The 18355-nt window shown below is 73.6% G+C and carries 6 protein-coding genes and 6 pseudogenes; 8 read left to right on the plus strand and 4 right to left on the minus strand.

Translation table 11 applies throughout. The features are described from left to right. Both ABD794_RS11625 and ABD794_RS19330 read left to right on the plus strand, forming a co-directional pair. The coding region (locus ABD794_RS11625) for a hypothetical protein (RefSeq protein WP_344962935.1) at positions 1-392 on the plus strand (392 nt) is incomplete at its 5' end. Between the two features lie 1167 nt (positions 393-1559). Then, positions 1560-1649, plus strand: coding sequence for a dimerization/docking domain-containing protein (locus ABD794_RS19330; RefSeq protein WP_486389120.1), 90 nt, complete (start codon positions 1560-1562; stop codon positions 1647-1649). Positions 1650-2561: 912 nt separating this feature from the next. Here ABD794_RS19330 and ABD794_RS11630 read toward each other — a convergent pair. Continuing rightward, a pseudogene (locus tag ABD794_RS11630) lies at positions 2562-3328 on the minus strand (MerR family transcriptional regulator). A gap of 16 nt (positions 3329-3344) precedes the next feature. Continuing rightward, positions 3345-4916: pseudogene (locus tag ABD794_RS11635) on the minus strand (M1 family metallopeptidase). A gap of 612 nt (positions 4917-5528) precedes the next feature. On the opposite strand from ABD794_RS11635, the gene ABD794_RS11640 reads away from it, so the two are divergent. Together ABD794_RS11640 and ABD794_RS11645 are read left to right on the plus strand one after the other, a co-directional pair. Continuing rightward, positions 5529-5873 carry a methyltransferase domain-containing protein gene (locus ABD794_RS11640; protein ID WP_344962937.1) on the plus strand — a complete coding sequence of 115 codons (345 nt, stop codon included), beginning with the start codon at positions 5529-5531 and terminating at the stop codon, positions 5871-5873. A gap of 255 nt (positions 5874-6128) precedes the next feature. Continuing rightward, a pseudogene (locus ABD794_RS11645) lies at positions 6129-8098 on the plus strand (Xaa-Pro dipeptidyl-peptidase). Here ABD794_RS11645 and ABD794_RS11650 read toward each other — a convergent pair. Continuing rightward, on the minus strand, positions 8082-9053 hold the full coding sequence (locus tag ABD794_RS11650; RefSeq protein WP_344962939.1) for an NAD(P)/FAD-dependent oxidoreductase: 972 nt from the start codon (positions 9051-9053) through the stop codon (positions 8082-8084). The pseudogene ABD794_RS11645 and the gene ABD794_RS11650 overlap by 17 nt on opposite strands. A gap of 88 nt (positions 9054-9141) precedes the next feature. Between ABD794_RS11650 and ABD794_RS11655 the strand changes: the two are divergent. The 4 genes and pseudogenes from ABD794_RS11655 to ABD794_RS11670 all read left to right on the plus strand — a co-directional run. Beyond that, positions 9142-9324: pseudogene (locus ABD794_RS11655) on the plus strand (oxidoreductase); the annotation flags it as partial. A 164-nt stretch (positions 9325-9488) separates the two neighbouring features. Next, a complete protein-coding gene (locus tag ABD794_RS11660) occupies positions 9489-11135 on the plus strand; it encodes an ABC-F family ATP-binding cassette domain-containing protein (RefSeq protein ID WP_344962940.1) in 1647 nt (548 codons plus the stop codon). Between the two features lie 297 nt (positions 11136-11432). Next, positions 11433-15464 (plus strand): annotated as a pseudogene (locus ABD794_RS11665) (Pls/PosA family non-ribosomal peptide synthetase). A gap of 440 nt (positions 15465-15904) precedes the next feature. Continuing rightward, the gene (locus tag ABD794_RS11670; protein WP_344962942.1) at positions 15905-16834 is read left to right on the plus strand and encodes a M1 family aminopeptidase; all 930 of its coding nucleotides are present in this window, start codon (positions 15905-15907) and stop codon (positions 16832-16834) included. 205 nt (positions 16835-17039) lie between these two features. Here the strand turns inward: ABD794_RS11670 and ABD794_RS11675 are convergent. Further along, positions 17040-18355: pseudogene (locus tag ABD794_RS11675) on the minus strand (helix-hairpin-helix domain-containing protein); the annotation flags it as partial.

Raw genomic sequence — 18355 nt, forward strand, 5'->3', positions numbered from 1 at the left:
GGAGGGAAGATGATCCGCCGGGCGAGTGTGCGGATCGAGCCGGGGCCGTTTCGTCAGCGGTGTCGGGAATCGTGCGGGGGCCAGTTTTTGGCCGGACGGACATCGTTGGCGGTGGCGCCGGAAAACCTCCGTTTTCGGCCGACGGTGTCCTTCGGGAGCTACACCCCGTACAGGTGGGCGTCGGCTCCAATGCCGTGGCGTACGCCCGCAAGAAAACACTGCCAGTTCGCATGTACGTGCAGGTCCCGAAGGTGTTTCACCTTAGCGCGGGTCACGGCAATGAGCACCCCGGGTACGCCCGCTGGCGTAAAGGGGCGCATCCGGGGCAGCTGACGGGCCGGGGCCACTACTTCGAGGGGGTGAGCGAGGGGCAGATCGATACCAGTACGTGACAACCGGATGATGCACCGGGGCCCTACGACGGGTACGCCGGCCTGGCCTCACCTCGACTTCGGACGACATCGGCAATCAACACCTGACGCCCCTGTCGGCGAAAACGACGGTAAGCCATTCGTCCTCACCACCGAACTGCGGGTGGAGCGCCGGCACGTCCACCGCCGCGACACCACGCGATCCGTTCTGGGCTGACGACATGGATCTCCGGGCTGGCACCGGTGCGACCGCCCGGTACCGGGCATGTGCCTGGCGCGGTGTCCGGCCGTCCGGTAGTGTCTTGGGGGCGCGGGCCGTGAGGATGCCCCGCCCGGCCCGCGCGCCGCTGCAACGGCGCGCATGGCCGACTTTCTCGCCATGTGGGGGTGTCTGGTGGCAAACGGCCGAGGGGGAGCCGCCTTGAAATGGGCAGAGCCGGTAACGGCCGGGCCGAGGGAACACTACTCGTTGGAGGGTGCGGTGTGCAGACGGAGGTGGCCCTGTCGTCCCCTCACGGCTGACTAACGGGTGCCGTGCCGCGCACTGGGGCCGCTCCTACAACTCGTGAATCGCTGGACGGGAAGGCGAGGCCGTGCCGACCAACCTCTCCGGCCGCCTTCGCAGCCGTGTTTCACAATGGCGTCATCTCGTCGAACGGTCATCACGCCCCGGAACGCCGTCCGTCCGACCGTGCGCCCGTGAACCAGGGCCGGAACGTCGGGCCGTGGTCCGTACCACGGGAAGCGGACGGGATGTGGACGCGGGTGAACTGATTGCCTTGCCGTGCCACGTGTTGCGTTTCCCGAAGGTAAGGGTGAAGCCCTCATTCCGTCGCGGCCCCCTGCAAGGCCGCGGACGGCACAGGTGCTGAGGGCTTTCGTGTCAGAGTGGCAACGAGCCGAGGAGGAACCCTCTTTGAAGAACGGCGCGCGTACGCGGTGAGCGCACGTTGACAACGCCCGCTCACGACCACCCGCCGTTCGTCATCGCCCGTGACCGTTGCTCGGCTCACACGCCGATCGGTGGCGCTACGGGATCCCCGTCGAGGACGGGATCGTTCACCTGCCGCACCTTGTGGCCGGCGGTGCAGTGTGGCTGGCCAGGGGCAATTCTGATAGCCACGGGGCTGGGCGGCCCTCTCTCCTAGTGTGCGCGGAACCGGGGGAAGGGCGTAAGGGAGGCCGGGGATGGGGCGCGTCGACGGCGCCCTGGCCCAGCCCGACCCCGTCGAGACGCTGGCGCAGTGGCTGCGGTCACTGCGCCGGGCGTCCCGGTGAGGGAGCTGGAGCCAGATGGCAGCGGACGGCACAGGAGATGGGCTGACGGTGTCACCGGTCGACGCTGGACCGGGCGGCCAAGGGGGAGACCCTGCCCAAGTGGGCCACGTGTGCGCGCGTTCACACCGTATCTGCGGGGGCGAACATGCGCGAGGCGAAGCGGCTGTGGACCAGGGCCGACCGTGGTACTGCGGCCCGCCGCCCGGGCCTTGCCGGGCCTGCCGGGCCCGTAACGGCCGCAGTCGTCAGCGCAACCGTGGCAGCCCTGTTCCAGGGCGATGACCCACCTGCGCCGGGGGCCGGCACGCAACCCGACCTGCGCGAACTGGAGGAACGGGCCTGTGTGGACGCCGCGGGACGAAGTGAGCCTGCTGCCGCGCAGCAAGCCCTCGGCCCTCGGCGCTGCGCGGGACGCGCTTTCCGCGCAAGGAGGTGCTGTTGAGCTTCGTGCGGCACTGCGGAACGTGCCGGAGGGGCGGTTGCGGGACTGGGCGGATGCGTGGGAGCGGGCGACGCGTTCCAGCCGGGGGCGGGCGACGTCCGGCCGGTCCCGTGGCGGGGGTGCGGACCGAGGTGGCCCGGTTGCGGGATGAATTGGCGCGCACCCGGGAGCAAATCTGGAGCGTGCCCGGAGCGCTTTGGAGGAGGCGGGGGTGGCGGGGTGAGCGCCGCGGGGGGTTTGCCCCGTGTCCCGCCCTTTCACCGTTTCTTCCGGTGAGACCCCGGCCCCATTCGCCCTGCGGGCGAAGTCCTCAAGCGCCGACGGGCTGAATTCGCGCCCGGGCGCGGAAACCAGCCCGTCCGGCGCTTGAGGACGAAACGCGGCGCAGCCGCGTTGCACCCGCGCGGAGCGCGCGAGAAACGGTGAAAGGGCGGGACCGGGGCATCACAACCGCGAAGCGCAACGCACCCTCACCCCCCATACGTCGCCCGCAACTCCTCCCTCAGCGACCGCTGGAACGCCGTCACCAGCGCCTGCACCACCAGCGGGCGGCATGTGCGCCGACAGCGACTTCATGGACTCCACCTCCTCGGGGTCCGTCGCGCCCGCCGCGTACGGCCCCCACACCTCCTCGTGGAAGAGCCGAGTGAGCTCGCGCGCCGTCGAGCGGGCGTGGGACAGCAGGACGGCGCGGGCGGTCCCGCAGGGTGTCCAGGGTCATCGGGACGTCCAGCAAACTGGACACCGACGCCCAGCAGTCCGGGTCCGCCTGGAAGCGGACCTCCCCGTCCGTGTCCTCCTCGCGCCGCAGCACGTCCATCGCGACGAGCTTGTCGATGTCCTCGTCGGTCAGCGGGCGGCCCGCGCGGCGCTCCAGTTCGGCGCGGGTGGTCTCGGCCGCCGTGTCGGGCACCCAGGAGGCCACGACCGCACGGTGGATGGCCAGGTCGTGTGGGCGCTGAGGTCGTCCGGGAGGCGGCGCAGATAGCGCTCGATGGGCGGCCAGGGTGAGGCCCTGGTGCTGCAACTCCTCGATCAGGGCGAGGCGGGAGAGGTGCCCGGGGGCAGTAGCGGCCCACCCGGCGGGGGGCCGAGGCACGGCGGGGGCAGGAGGCCGCGGGTGCTGTAGAAGCGGATGGTGCGCACCGGTGACCCCGCTGCGGGCGGCCAGTTCGTCGACGGTGAGGGACGCCGGGAACTCGGCCTCACCGGTGTCGTCGTCCATGCCCATGCCCATGCGCAATGCCTCGCTCTCACAGCTCCGGTGGCTCAACAGTATTGGTGTACCACCGGAGCTGTGAAAGACCCGCGTGCCCGTCGTCAGTGCTTGTGCGCGGAGAGCGCCCGCCCGGATCTGCTTCCAGGACTTCGGCTGCTGCGCGGGCCTGTCCGCCTTCAGGGACTTCGCCGACATTCGCCGCCGGCTTGCCGATGCCCGCCTTCGCCGCCTCCGCGGCGCTCGGCTTCACCGTGGTGAACAGCCAGGTGTCGAAGAGCGGCTTGAGCTTCTTGCCCGAGACCTGCTCGGCGTACGCGACGAAGTCCTGGACGGAGGCGTTGCCGTAGCGGTTCTTCGCGGTCCACCCCTTCAGCGTCTCGAAGAAGTACCTTGTCGCCGACGGTGTTGCGCAGCGCCTGGAGGGCGATGGCGCCGCGCTGGTAGACGGCCCGTCGAACTGCTTGTCCGCGCCCGGGTCCCCGGGCCTGACGGTCCAGAACGGGTCGTCCGCCGGGTACAGCGCGTAGGTGTAGTCGGCGGCGAGTTCCTGCGCGGTGCCCTCGCCCTCCTTCTCCGACCACAGCCACTGCGCGTAGGAGGCGAAGCCCTCGTTGACCCAGATGTCCCGCCAGTTCTTCACCGAGACGCTGTCACCGAACCACTGGTGGGCCAGTTCGTGCACGACGAGCGAGACGTTGGCGCCGTTCGCGAACGGCGCGGGGCTGTAGAACGGCCGGGTCTGGGTCTCCAGCGCGAAGCGCGTGGGACGTTTGGGCACGTAGCCGCCGGCCGCCGTGAAGGGGTACGGGCCGAAGACCGTGCTCGCGCCCAGTCGAGGACCTCGAGGTGCGCTCGACGCTGGCCTTCGCGGGGGCGAGCTTGTCGCCCAGGTCCTTGCTGTAGGCGTTGACGACCGGCAGCCCGTTGGAGGTCGTGTCGGTGGTGATCTCGAACTGGCCGACGGCCAGCGTCGTCAGGTACGGCGCCTGCGGCTGTGGTGGAGCGCCAGTTGTAGCGCGTCCAGCCGAGCTTGGAGGTCTGCGAGGCGAGGGCGCCGTTGCTGATGGCCTGGACGCCGTCGGGGACGGCGACCGAGACGTCGAAGGTGGCCTTGTCGCGCGGTGTGGTCGTTGCTCGGGAACCACCAGGCGGCCGACTCCGGCTCCTGCGCGACGACCCCGCCGTCGGGGGTGCGCTGCCAGGCGGTGAATTTCCCTACCTTGACGGCGGAGGGGGTTCCGCTGTAACGGACGACGACGGTGATGTGCTTGCCCTGCGGCAGCGGGGCGGACGGGGTGATCTCCAGCTCGTGGACCCCGGTACTTCGCGAACGCGGCCTTCTTCCCGTTGACCAGAACCTCGTTGACGTCCAGCAGGAAGTCCAGGTTGAAGCGGGGACAGCGCCTGGGTGGTGGTGGCGGTGAGGGTCGCGGTGCCCTCCAGCCGGTCCGTCTTCGCTGGTACTTGAGCCGCAGGTCGTAATGGGAGACGTCGTAGCGCGCCGTTGCCGGCGTCCGGGTAGTAGGAGTCGCCGAGGCCCGGCGCGCCCGGAGTGCCGTCGGCCGCCGACGCGGGGACCCCGCAGCAGCAGGAAGGCGGCGGCCAGCGGCGGCGCTGGAAACGAGGAGTCTGGGACGCACGGGACACTCCAACTCGTAGGGGGTGGACGGCCGGTTAGCGGCCGCCGAGTGGAGACGAAGATCGACCGCAGCCTATGCACTCATCGTTGTCCTGGGAATGTCCATGCCGAATCCGGACACGTGACTGACATCCGGCCGTCATCACGAGGTGGAACACCCCATGGAGCGAATGAATCACGGCCACGCGAAGGCCCTGGAGGACCGTTCCATCACCGTTCGGGGTGATCGGGACGCCAGGACCACCGCGAAGCTCACCTATCAGTCCTACGATCACCGGCCAATGGCCCAACACACGCTGTCGCGTCCCTGGTCGGACGTGGATGCCAGTGCCGACCCCGCCCACCTGGTGACCACAACCTGCGGCGGCGCACCCGTTCGCCGTTCCACACCTCCTACAAACAGCGCCTCCGCACCCTCCTGCGCGCCCGCCCCGGACAGCGGTTCCTCGACGTCGGCGCCGGGGCCGGCACGACGGCGCTGGCGCTGACCGCCGAGACCGGGGCCCGCGCGGTCGCCGCCCGACCTGTCCCTGGCGATGGCCGGGCGCGGCGCGTGCGGGCGGTGTCGGCGCGGCGCTGGTGGCCGACGCCCACCATCTGCCCTTCCGCGCCGGAAGTTTCGACGGCGCGTGGGCCGACCTCGTCCTCCAGCACGTCGCCGACCCGGGCCGGGTCATCGACGAGATGCTGCGGGTCGTGCTGCCCGGCGGACGCGTCGTGGCTCGCCGCTCTCGACTACGGCACCCAGGTGCTGGACATCGGCGAACCCGAACTGGCCCGCCGCGTCCTCGCCCTGCGCGTCGACGACGGGTGTGCGCGGCGGGGCGCTCGCCCACCAGCAGCCCGCCATGCTCGCCGAACGCGGGCTGGCCGACGTGGCGGCCGAGGCGCACACGCTGGTGGTCCGCGACCCGCGGACCGTAGACCACGTCCAGGGGATCCGCGACTGGGCCCGCACCCGCGGCCCATCAGGGCCACCTCGCCCCGGCCGAGGCCGACCGCTTCGTGCGCCGCTTCGACGACGCGGCGGCGACCGGCCGCTTCACCTACGCCGTGACCTTCTTCCTCACCTCGGCCACCGTGTCCCCCGCGGGTCCCTGACCCCCGTGGGCCCGCTGTGGCCCGGAACATCCTCCGCGCCCCTTCTGCACGGCAGTTGACCCGCGTACTGTCCCGCCCGTGCCGAAACCCACGCGGAACACCCGCATACCGTTGACCACCCTCGTCGCGACGGCCCTGACCGCCCTGCTGGCCGTCCTCCTCTCGCCGCCCGGTCAGGCGCACGCCGCACCCGACCGGGGGCGCGGCGTGGGAGAGCAGACCCGTCTACTCCTACGACCGCGCCGTCCGCGAGTCGGTGTGGGTGGAGGTCGGGACCGGGGCCCGCCGCACCGACCGGGTCGCCGTGGACATCGTCCGGCCCCGCGAACCCGCCGAACAGGGCCGCCGGGTACCGGTGATCATGGATGCCAGCCCCTACTACTCGTGCTGCGGCCGGGGCAACGAGAGCCAGAAGAAGACCTACGACGAGCGGGGCAACCCCGTCCAGTTCCCCCTCTACTACGACAACTACTTCGTCCCCCGCGGCTACGCCGTCGTCCTCGTCGACCTGGCCGGGACCAACCGCTCCGACGGCTGCGTCGACGTCGGCGGCCGCTCCGACGTCCGGTCCGCCAAGGCCGTCGTCGACTGGCTCAACGGCCGGGCGCGCGGCTACGGTTCGCGCACCGGCGGTACGCCCGTGACGGCCGGGTGGTCCACCGGAGCCGTCGGCATGATCGGCAAGAGTTACGACGGCACCGTCGCCAACGGCGTCGCCGCCACCGGCGTGGACGGGCTGAAGACCATCGTCCCGATCGGCGCCATCTCCTCCTGGTACGACTACTACTTCGCCAAGGGCGCCGCCCTGTTCGGCAGCGGCCCCGACGGGCTCGCCTCCCGCGTCGAGAGCGACGGGGCGCACGCCCGCTGCTCCGCCGTCCAGCGCAAGCTCGTCGAGGGCGCGCCGCGCAACGGCGACTGGACGCCGCTGTGGAGCGAGCGCGACTACGTCCGCGACGCGGGCAAGGTGAAGGCCAGCGTCTTCGCGGTGCACGGCATGCAGGACCTCAACGTCCGCACCAAGCACCTCGGCCAGTGGTGGGACGCGCTCGCCGCGCACGGCGTGGAGCGCAAGATCTGGCTGTCGCAGACCGGGCACGTCGACCCGTTCGACTTCCGCCGCGAGGCGTGGGTGCCCACCCTGCACCGCTGGTTCGACCACTACCTGCTCGGCTACGACAACGGCATCGAGCGCGAGCCGATGGCCGACGTGGAGCGCGCCCCCGACCGGTGGTCCACCGACCGCGCCTGGCCGCCGGCCGGCACCCGGACGACCACCCTGCGCCCGGCCGCCGGACCCGTCGCGGGCGTCGGCACGCTCGGCCTCGGCCAGGCCGCGCCGGGCACGACCACGAAGTTCACCGACGACCCGCGGCGGAGCGAGGCCGACTGGTCGACCGCGGTCGACCGGGCGACGCCCGACAAGGCCGGGTTCGTCACCCGCCCGCTCACCCGCGACCTGCGGCTGTCCGGATCCTCGACGGTGCGGCTGAGGGTGACGCCGTCCCACCTCGTCCGCCCATCTGTCGGCCGTCCTCGTCGACCTGGGCCCGGCCTCCGTCCGCGACTACGCGGGCGACGGCGAGGGCATCCGCACCCTGCCCGACAGCACCTGCTGGGGCAGCGGCACCACCGGCGACACCGGTTGCTTCAAGCGCACCGAGGCCGACACCAAGCAGGTGGACTCCACCGTCTTCAGCCGGGGCTGGGCCGACCTGGGCCACTACGCCTCCGCGCGGCACGGCCGGTCCGTGACCCCCGGCCGGGCCTACACCATCACCCTCGACCTGGCCGCCACCGACCACGTCGTCCCGGCCGGGCACCGCCTGGCGCTGATCGTCGCCGGCACGGACGCGGGGCTGATCGAACCGGCCGCCACCACCCCGCAGTTGACCGTGGATCTCCACGCGACCTCGGCGGACCTGCCGCTCGTCGGCGGCTACCGGGCCTTCGCCCGCGCCACGTCGGGGGCCGCGGCGGCCGCACCGTCGCTCCTCCCGGAGCGCCCGCGGGGGCTGCGCGTCCCGTCCCTCACGCACCTTCCCTGAGCACGAGCGCCACGGCCTCCCGCGCACAGCCCCACGAGACCGTGACGCCCGCGCCGCCGTGCCCGTAGTTGTGCACCAGCAGGGCGCCGCCCGGCAGCCGTTCCGGGTCCGCCTCCAGGCGGACCCGGTGGCGCGCCGGGCGCAGCCCCACCCGGTGCGCCAGCACCCGGGACCCCGTCAGGCCCGGGTGCACCCGGGCGCAGCGGGCGATGAGCGCCTGGGCCACGGCCGGTGACGGCGTGCGGTCCCAGACGTGCGGACGCGCCGTACCGCCGAGGACGAGGCCGTACGGCTGGGGCAGGACGTAGAGCGTGTCGGTCGCGCGGTCGTCGGTCGCGGCCGCGAACCACTCGGCCACGCCCGGGTTCTCCACGACCACCAGCTGCCCCTGCACCGGGTGGACGTGCCGGTCCGCCGCGAGGTGATGGGCGCCCAGGCCCGAGCAGTTGACGACGACGGGCGCCGCCCGGCCCGCGTCGGCCAGGGAGTTGACCGGGCGCAGGGTGACCGTGCCGCCCGCCGCGCCGAGCCGGCGCTGCAGATGGCCGAGGTGGGCGGGCATGTCGACGAGCGGCAGCCGGGCGCGGACGGCGCGGTCCCAGCCGTTCGGGACCTCCTTCGGCGCCGCGTCCCGCAGGCCCGGCACCTGCCGTGCCCATCCGCCCAGTTCGCCTGTCGAGGTGCCCGCCTCCGTCCCGTCCACCAGGCGGACCCCGGTCTCCTCCGGGCGCCCCGCCAGCTCCGTCAGGACGGCGAGGGAGGTGAGCGACCACGCGGCGACGGCGTCGGCCGGTTCGATCCGGTACGGCCACCACAGCCCCCCGGCCACCGCCGAGGTTGTCTGCGCGGCCGTCTCGCGCGTCCACACCTCGACTCGCGCCCCGCGCTCCGCGAGGAGGACGGCGGTGGTCAGGCCGATCACTCCCGATCCCACCACGATCACATCGCTTGCCATGGGGTGAAGGTACCGGCTGCTCCGCCCTGTTGGGGTGCGCAGGGCACGAAGCGGCACAGTCCGGGGAATCCGGGGAATACTCCGCACCATGTCAGCGGAGTACGCGACCTTCGGGCTGGCGCCCGCGACGCGCGCCGGCGGTGTCCTGACCGGGCCGGTGTGCCGGACGCGACGGGACTTCGTGGACTTCGCGGTCGACGGCGTCCCGTTGCTGTTGCGCCTGGTGGACCTGGCGGCGTTCCCGCCCCGCGCCTCCGACCTGGCGCCCGCGCCGTCCGCCGCGCCGCCGGCCACCGCCCGGTGGGACTCACCCCCGCTCGCCGCCCGGAGGGCGGTTCGGGGCCGGGGGACGGGCCCCGGGAGACGGGGAGAGGGCGGGGTGGGGAGGAAACCCCTTCGGGGCCGGGCCCGCCGGCCCGGTACGCTCGGACCGCCATGAACGCCACCCTCGTCGCCAAAGACCTCTCCGCCGGCCACGGCGACCGCACCCTCTTCTCCGGGCTCGACCTCGTCGTCGCCCCCGGCGATGTGATCGGCCTCGTCGGGGCCAACGGAGCGGGCAAGTCCACCCTTCTCCGGCTGCTCGCGGGCGCCGGCGAGGGGCCGAAGGAGACCGGCGGAGCCCTCCGGCTCAGCCCGCCCTCCGCCACCGTCGGCCACCTCCCGCAGGAACCGGACCGCCGCCCCGGCGAGACCGTGGGCGCCTTCCTCGCGCGCCGCACCGGCGTCACCGCCGCCCAGACGGCACTGGACGCCGCGACCGAGGCGCTCGTCGAGGGCGCGAAGGGCGCCGACGACGCGTACGCGGCCGCCCTGGAGCGCTGGCTGGCGCTCGGCGGCGCCGACCTCGACGACCGCGCCGAGGAGGTCGTCGCCGACCTCGGACTCACCGTCGGCCTGGACCGCCCCATGACCAGCCTGTCCGGCGGCCAGGCGGCCCGCGCCGGCCTCGCCTCCCTCCTCCTCAGCCGCTACGACGTCTTCCTCCTCGACGAGCCGACCAACGACCTCGACCTGGACGGCCTCGACCGCCTGGAGCGCTTCGTCACCGGCCTGCGCGCCGGCACGGTCCTGGTCAGCCACGACCGCGAGTTCCTCACCCGCACGGTCAACCAGGTGCTGGAGCTGGACCTGGCGCAGCAGCAGGTCAACCTCTACGGCGGCGGCTACGCGGCGTACCTGGAGGAGCGCTCCCGGGCCCGCCGGCACGCCCGCGAGGCGTACGAGGAGTACGCGGACACCCGGGCCGGCCTGGAGGCCCGCGCCCGCACCCAGCGGAACTGGATGGAGCACGGCGTCCGCAACGCCCGCCGCAAGTCCACCGACAACGACAAGATCGGCCGCAAGTTCCGCGCGGAGGCCACGGAGAAGCAGGCGGCCAAGGCCCGGCAGACGGAGCGGCTGATCGAGCGGCTGGACGTCGTCGAGGAGCCGCGCAAGGAGTGGGAGCTGCGGATGGAGATCGCCGCCGCGCCCCGCTCGGGCGCCGTCGTGGCGACGCTCCGCGGCGCCGAGGCCCGCCGCGGGGAGTTCGCCTTCGGCCCGGTGGACCTCCAGATCGACTGGGCGGACCGGGTCGCGGTCACGGGGGCCAACGGCTCGGGCAAGTCGACCCTGCTGGCCGCCCTGCTCGGCAGGCTCCCGCTGGACGCGGGCACCGCCTCGCTCGGCCCCGGCGTGGTCGTCGGCGAGGTGGACCAGGCCCGGGCGCTGTTCTTCGGGCCGGAGACGCTGCTCGACGCCTTCGGGGCGGCGGTGCCGGAGCTCGTCCCGGCCGAAGTCCGCACGCTGCTGGCCAAGTTCGGCCTCAGGGCCGAGCACGTCCTGCGCCCGGCCGCGACGCTCTCGCCGGGTGAACGGACGCGTTCCGCGCTCGCCCTGCTCCAGGCGCGCGGCGTCAATTTGCTCGTCCTTGACGAACCGACCAACCACCTCGACCTGCCGGCCATCGAGCAACTGGAGTCCGCGCTGGCCTCGTACACCGGGACGCTCCTGCTCGTCACCCATGACCGGCGGATGCTCGACGCCGTGCACACCACCCGCCGGATCGAGGTCGAAGCGGGCCGCATTATCGAGCGCTGAACCTGTGGATCCGCGTCCTGATGGTCCGAACGGGGGAATTTCTTCCCGAAAACAACCTCAGCCGCAGGTCAACTCTTCGCCAAGGGGTGGAGCGGCCCTCAGCCCCGGAAAACCGTGGTTTTCCGGAGGAACGGCACGTACCGTGGAAAATGAGTCCGCCCCGAGGCATCTCCGCCAGGTGTTCGATTTACGGAACATTGGCCTCGTCATACGAACCCGTGGGTGCGGAGCGACGTCTGTGGGTGCGGACGTCCGAGGGGCGTCCGCATCTCCGACGTCGAATTGAGGCGTAAGGCCATGTCCCCGACTCTTTCCAGTTCCAGCCCGCCCACCCCACTGGCATCGTCAGTGGGGCGGGCGCGTTATCCGGGCGCACCGCCCCACGGTGAGCGCACCCTGATCGACGTCCTCGATGCGACGGCGGCCACCCACCCCGAGGCCCCCGCTCTCGACACCGAGGCCGGCGTGCTCACCTACCGGGAGCTGTCCGCCGCGGTCGAGGAACGGGCCGACCGGCTGCGCGCGGCCGGAGTCGGGCCGGGGGACAGGGTCGGCATCCGGGTCCCCTCCGGGACCGCGGAGCTCTATCTTTCGATCCTCGCCGTCCTGCGCTGCTCGGCCGCGTACGTGCCCGTGGACGCCGACGACCCCGAGGAACGCGCCGCCACGGTGTTCCACGAGGCCGAGGTCTGCGGCGTCGTCGTCGCGGACGGCTCGCTCGCCGCGGGCGTGCGCCGGCCGGTGGCGGCCGCGCCCCGGCTCCCGCTGTCCGAGGACGACGCCTGGATCATCTTCACCTCCGGTTCCACCGGTGCCCCCCAAGGGCGTCGCGGTGTCCCACCGCAGCGCCGCGGCCTTCGCCGACGCCGAGGCCGCGCTCTTCCTCCAGGACGAGCCGCTGGGCCCCGGCGACCGGATCCTCGCGGGCCTGTCGGTGGCCTTCGACGCCTCCTGCGAGGAGATGTGGCTGGCCTGGCGGCACGGCGCCTGCCTGGTCCCCGCCCCGCGCTCCCTGGTCCGGGCGGGCCACGAGCTGGGCCCCTGGCTGATCGAGCGGGGGGTGACCGTCGTCTCCACGGTCCCCACCCTCGCCGCCCTGTGGCCCCAGGAGTCGCTGGACCGGGTCCGGCTGCTGATCGTCGGCGGCGAGGCCTGCCCGCCCGGCCTCGTCGAGCGGTTCGCCGTCCCCGGCCGCGAGATGTGGAACACCTACGGCCCCACCGAGACCACCGTCGTCGCCTGCGCGGCCCGGATGGAGCCGGGCGAGCCCGTCCGCATCGGCCTGCCGCTCGACGGCTGGGACCTCGCCGTCGTCGACGAGAACGGCGACCCCGTCCCGTTCGGCGCCGAGGGCGAGCTCGTCATCGCCGGCGTCGGCACCGGCCGCTACCTCGACCCCGCCAAGGACGCCGAGCGCTTCCGCCCCTGCGCCGCCCTCGACAGCGAGCGCGCCTACCGCACCGGCGACCTCGTCCGCGCCGACGAGGCGGGCCTGGTCTTCGCCGGCCGCGCCGACGACCAGGTCAAACTGGGCGGTCGGCGCATCGAGCTCGGCGAGATCGACGCCGCGCTCGGCGAACTCCCCGGCGTACGCGGCGCCGCCGCCGCGGTGCGCACCACCCCCGTCCGGCTCGCAGCTGCTCGTCGGCTACCTCGTGCCCGGAACCGGCTTCGACCGGGCGAGCGCCAGAAAGCAGCTGACCGAGCGGCTGCCCGCGGCCCTCGTCCCCGTCCTCGCCGAGGTCGACGACCTGCCCCACCCGCACCTCCGGCAAGGTCGACCGCAACGCCCTGCCCTGGCCCCTGCCCACCACCGGCGACGACGGCACCGTGCGGACCGAGGAGCTGCACGGCACCGCCGCCCGCCTGGCCGCGCTGTGGGAGGAGCTGCTGGGCGTCCGGCCCGGCGCCGACGACGACTTCGTCACCATGGGCGGCACCAGCCTGACCGCCGCGCGCATGGCCTCGGCCCTGCGCGCGCACCACCCCGGCGTCTCCGTCGCGGGCCTCTACCGGCACACCGTCCTCGCGGACATGGCCGAGCACATCGACTCCCTCGACGCCCCCGTCGACCACCCCGCCCCGAAGCGGACCGTCCGTCCCGTGCGCCGCCGCACCGGCGCCGCCCAGATCCTCGTCCAGACCGTTCTCTACGGCGTCCAGGGCCTGCGCATCCTCACCGGACTCGCCGTCGCCGACAACGTCCTCGGCATCCTCGCGCCGCAGAGCTGGGCGCCCCACACCGCCTGGTGGCTGCTGATCGTCGCCTGGGTCCTGCTCTTCAGCGCCCCGGGCCGGTTCGCGATCGGCGCGGCCGCCGCCCGGCTGCTGACCCACGGGATCGCCCCCGGCGCCCACCCCCGCGGCGGCCGGGTCCACCTCCGGCTGTGGACCGCGGAACGGACCGTCGCCGCCTTCGGCGTCCCCGCCCTGATGGGCACCCCGTGGGCCGCCTGGTACGCCCGCGCCCTCGGCTGCCGGGCCGGCCGCGACGTGGCGCTGCACGCCATGCCCCCCGTCACCGGCCTCGCCGAGTTCGGCGACGGCGCGAGCGTCGAGCCCGAGGCCGACATCGCCGGCTGGTGGATCGACGGCGAGACCCTGCACGTCGGCACCGTACGGCTCGGCGCGAACTCCCGCGCCGGCCACCGCAGCATGCTGATGCCCGGCTCCTCCCTCGGCCCCGGCGCCGAACTGGCCGCCGGCGCCTGCCTCGACGGCCATGTGCCCGCCGGACAGACCTGGGTCGGCTCGCCCGCCCGCCCCGACGCCGCCGCCCACCGGGCCGGCGGACCCGTCCGCCCGTCCGACGGCTGGCCCGAACCCCGCGCCGGGCGCTCCCGCCGCTGGGCCGCCGCCTACGCGCTGTCCCTGGCCGGCATGCCGCTGCTGCCGCTGATCGCGGCCGCGCCCGCCCTCGTCGTCACCTACTTCCTGATCAAGGACAGCGTCTCGCTGGGCTCGGTCGCCCTGCGCGTCCTGCTCGCCGTCCCGGTGCTCACCGTCGTCACCACGCTCTGCTGGATGCTCGTCGTCGCGCTCACCGTCCGCGTCCTGAACCGGGGCATCGCGCCCGGCCTCCACCCGGCCTGCGGCGGCGTCGCCTGGCGCGCCTGGTTCATCACCCGCCTGCTCGACGGCGCCCGCCGCAACCTCTTCCCCGTCTACGCCAGCCTCGCCACCCCCGTGTGGCTGCGGATGCTGGGTGCGAAGGTCGGCCGCCGCGCCGAGCTGTCCACCGTGCTCCCGCTGCCGTCCCTGCTGACCGTCGACGACGGCGCGTTCCTCGCCGACGACACCCTTGTCGCGCCCTACGAACTGCGCGGCGGCTGGCTGCGCCTGGGCACCGCCCGCGTCGGGCGACGTGCCTTCCTCGGCAACTCCGGCATCATCGGCCCCGACCGTGCCGTCCCCGACCACGGCCTGATCGGCGTCCTGTCCGACGCGCCCGAGCACGCCGAACCCGGCACCTCCTGGCTGGGCCGCCCCGCCATGCCGCTGCCGCGCGTGGCCACCACGGCCGACGCCGGCCGCACCTTCGAGCCCCCGCGGCGCCTCGTCCTGGCCCGCTCGGCCGTCGAACTCTGCCGCGTCCTCCCGCTGATGCTCGGCCTCGCGCTCGCCGACGTGGTGCTCATCGGCGAACAGCAGGCCCTCAACACCGGCGGCCTGGGGCTCGCCGCGCTCGTCGGCATCCCGCTGCTCGTCGTCTGCTCCCTGGCCGCCGGGCTGCTGGCCACGGTCGCCAAGTGGCTGCTGATGGGCCGCTTCAGGACGGCCGAGCACCCGCTGTGGAGCTCGTTCGTGTGGCGCAACGAGCTGTACGACACCTTCGTGGAATCCCTCGCCGTCCCCTGGTTGGCGGGCCCCTTCACCGGTACCCCCGTGCTCAACTGGTGGCTGCGCACCCTGGGCGTGAAGATCGGCCGGGGCGTGTGGTGCGACACCCACTGGCTGCCGGAGACCGACCTCATCACCCTCGGCGACGGGGTCAGCGTCAACCGCGGCTGCGTCCTCCAGACCCACCTCTTCCACGACCGGATCATGCGTATGGACACCGTCCACCTCGCCGAAGGGGCCTCGCTCGGCCCGCACGGCATCGTGCTCCCCGGCACCCACATCGGCGCGCACACCGCCGTCGCCCCCTCCTCCCTCGTCATGCGCGGCGAGTCCGTCCCGGCGGGCACCCGCTGGGCGGGCAACCCCATCGCCGGCGAGCGGGCCGCCCGCCCCGCTGCCGGCGGCGGAGCGGGAAGCCGCCGCGTGACATGGGCGCCCGATCCACGTGCAGCCGCCGCGCCCTGCTCGCGGCGGCGGTGCTCCCGCTGACCGCCGCCGCGGCGCGACCGGTTCCGGTCCCCGGCGCCGGGCGCCCCGGGAGCAGGCGCGGCCGTACTTCCCGGGACACGGCTCGTACGGCCACCAGACCCTGGCCTACGACCTCAGGATCGGCTACGACCCCGGGGCGGGATGGCTCGACGGCCACGCCCGCATCGAGGCCGTCGCCAACAGCGCGGTCGACCGGGTCGAACTCGACCTCGCCCGGCTCGACGTGCGCGAGGCCCGGCTCGACGACCGCCCCGTCGCCTTCCGGCGTCGGGGCGGCAAGCTCCTGATCACCGCGCCCCGGGTGCTCGAGGTGGGCCGGCCGTTCGAGCTCGACATCCGCTACGGCGGCCCGGCCCCGCCCGGTCTCCTCGCAGTTCGGGCCCATCGGCTGGGACCGCACCGGCGACGACCACGACGGCACGCTCGTCGCCTCCCAGCCGGTGGGCGCGCCGTCGTGGTTCCCCTGCAACGACCGGCCCGACGACAAGGCGTCCTACACCTTCGAGATCACCGTCCCCGGCGGCCACCAGGCGCTGGCCAACGGCTCGTTGGTCGAGCACCGGGAGACGGGCGGGTCGGCGCGCTGGACGTACCACCACCCCGGGCCGATGGCCAGCTACCTCGCGGCGGTCTACACCGGGCGGTTCGCGCGGGAGACCTGGACGGTCGAGGACGCGGGGGCGCCCGTGCCGGTGCACATCGCCTACCCCGCCGGGCGGGCGAAGGAGGTCCGGCACGACCTCGCCCGCCAGGGGCGGATCCTCCAGGTCTTCACCGACCTCTTCGGCGACTACCCCTTCGAGTCCTACGGAGTGGTCGTCGTCGACGCGGAGCTGGCGGCGCCCGTCGAGAACCAGACGCTCTCCGTCTTCGGCACCAACCACATGGACGGCAGGCGGGGTTGGGAGACGCTCGTCGCCCACGAGACGGCGCACCAGTGGTTCGGCAACAGCGTCAGTCTCGGCGGACTGGCAGCACATCTGGCTCAACGAGGGGTTCGCCACGTACGCGGAGTGGCTGTGGTCCGAGCACCTCGACGAGGACGACGCGGACACGCTCGCGCGGCGGGCCCGCGACGAGCTGGCCGGGCCGCCGGACAGAACCTGCGCATCGCCGACCCCGGCCGGCGGCCACCTCTTCGACGACCGCATCTACGTCCGCGGCGCCTGCGCCTCCACGCGCTCCGCCTGGCCGTGGGCGACACTCGCTTCTTCCGCGTCCTGCGCACCTGGCACGAGGCGCGGCGGGGCGGGAGCGCGGACACGGGACGCGTTCCTCGCGCATGCGGCACGGGTGACGGGCCGGAGCGTGGCCGATGTCCTCGGCCCCTGGCTCTTCGAGAAACAGTCCCGCGCTACGCGTCCGCGTAGGGGTGTGCCCCGGTCCCGCCCTTTCTCCGTTTGCCGGGGGGAGACGCCCGGACCCCCGTTTCGCCCTTCGGGCGAAGTCCGGGGGGCGCCGGGACGGGCTGATTCAGCCCGTCCGGCGCTTGAGGACGAATGCGGCGCAGCCGTGTTGCCCCCCCCCGCGGAGCGCGCGGAGAAACGGTGAAAGGGCGGGGTGGGGAAGAAGACGTCAGCGGCCGCGATCCGGCCGCACAAGACCCGCCCGCCGCAGCGCGTCGGCCATCGCCCCGCCCGCGGCGGGAGGCGCCTCCCGCCGCGGGCGAGGGGCAGCGCCACCCCGGCGCGGCTCCCGCGCGGCGGGCCGCGCACCCGCCCGCGCGTCGTCGTCCAGCCGCAGCGTCAGCGAAATCCGCTTCCGCACCGCGTCCACCTCCAGCACCTTCACCCGCACGATGTCTCCCGGCTTCACCACGTCCCGCGGGTCCTTCACGAACGTCCGCGACATCGCCGACACGTGCACCAGCCCGTCCTGGTGCACCCCCACGTCCACGAACGCCCCGAACGCCGCCACGTTCGTCACGACGCCCTCCAGCACCATCCCCGGCTCCAGGTCGCCGATCTTCTCGACGCCCTCCTTGAAGGTGGCCGTCCGGAACGCCGGACGCGGGTCGCGGCCCGGCTTCTCCAGCTCGCGCAGGATGTCGGTCACGGTCGGCAGGCCGAAGGAGTCGCTGACGAAGTCCTCGGGGCGCAGCGAGCGCAGCACGCCCGTGTCGCCGACGAGGGCGGCGACGTCGCCGCCCGTCCGCTTCGCCATCGCCCGGACCACCGGATACGCCTCGGGGTGGACGCTCGACCCGTCCAGCGGGTCGTCCCCGCCGCGGATGCGCAGGAAGCCGGCGCACTGCTCGTACGCCTTGGGGCCGAGCCGGGGAGACGTCCTTGAGCGACTTCCGCGAGCGGAAGGGACCGTTCGCGTCGCGGTGGGCGACGATGTTCTCCGCGAGGGTGCCGCTGATGGCCGGAGACCCGGGAGAGGAGCGGGGCCGACGCCGTGTTGACGTCGACGCCGACGCCGTTGACGCAGTCCTCGACGGACGGCGTCCGAGCGAGCGGGAGAGCTTACACCTCGGACAGGTCGTGCTGGGTACTGCCCGACGCCGATCGACTTGGGGGTCGATCTTGACGAGCTCGGCCAGCGGGTCCTGGAGCCGCCGGGCGATGGAGACGGCGCCGCGCAGCGACACGTCCATCCCGGGCAGCTCCTGGGAGGCGAAGGCGGAGGGCCGAGTAGACGGAGGCGCCGGCCTCGGAGACCACGACCTTGGTGAGGCCGAGCTCGGGGTGACGGGAGATCAGGTCCGCGGCCAGCCGGTCCGTCTCGCGGGAGGCGGTGCCGTTGCCGATGGCGACGAGCTCGACGCCGTGCTCACGGGCGAGCCGGGCCAGCGCGGCCAGCGAGGCGTCCCACTTGTTCTGCGGGACGTGCGGGTAGATCGTCTCGGTCGCGGCCACCTTGCCGGTGGCGTCGACGACGGCGACCTT

The sequence above is a fragment of the Streptomyces thioluteus genome (assembly GCF_039535865.1).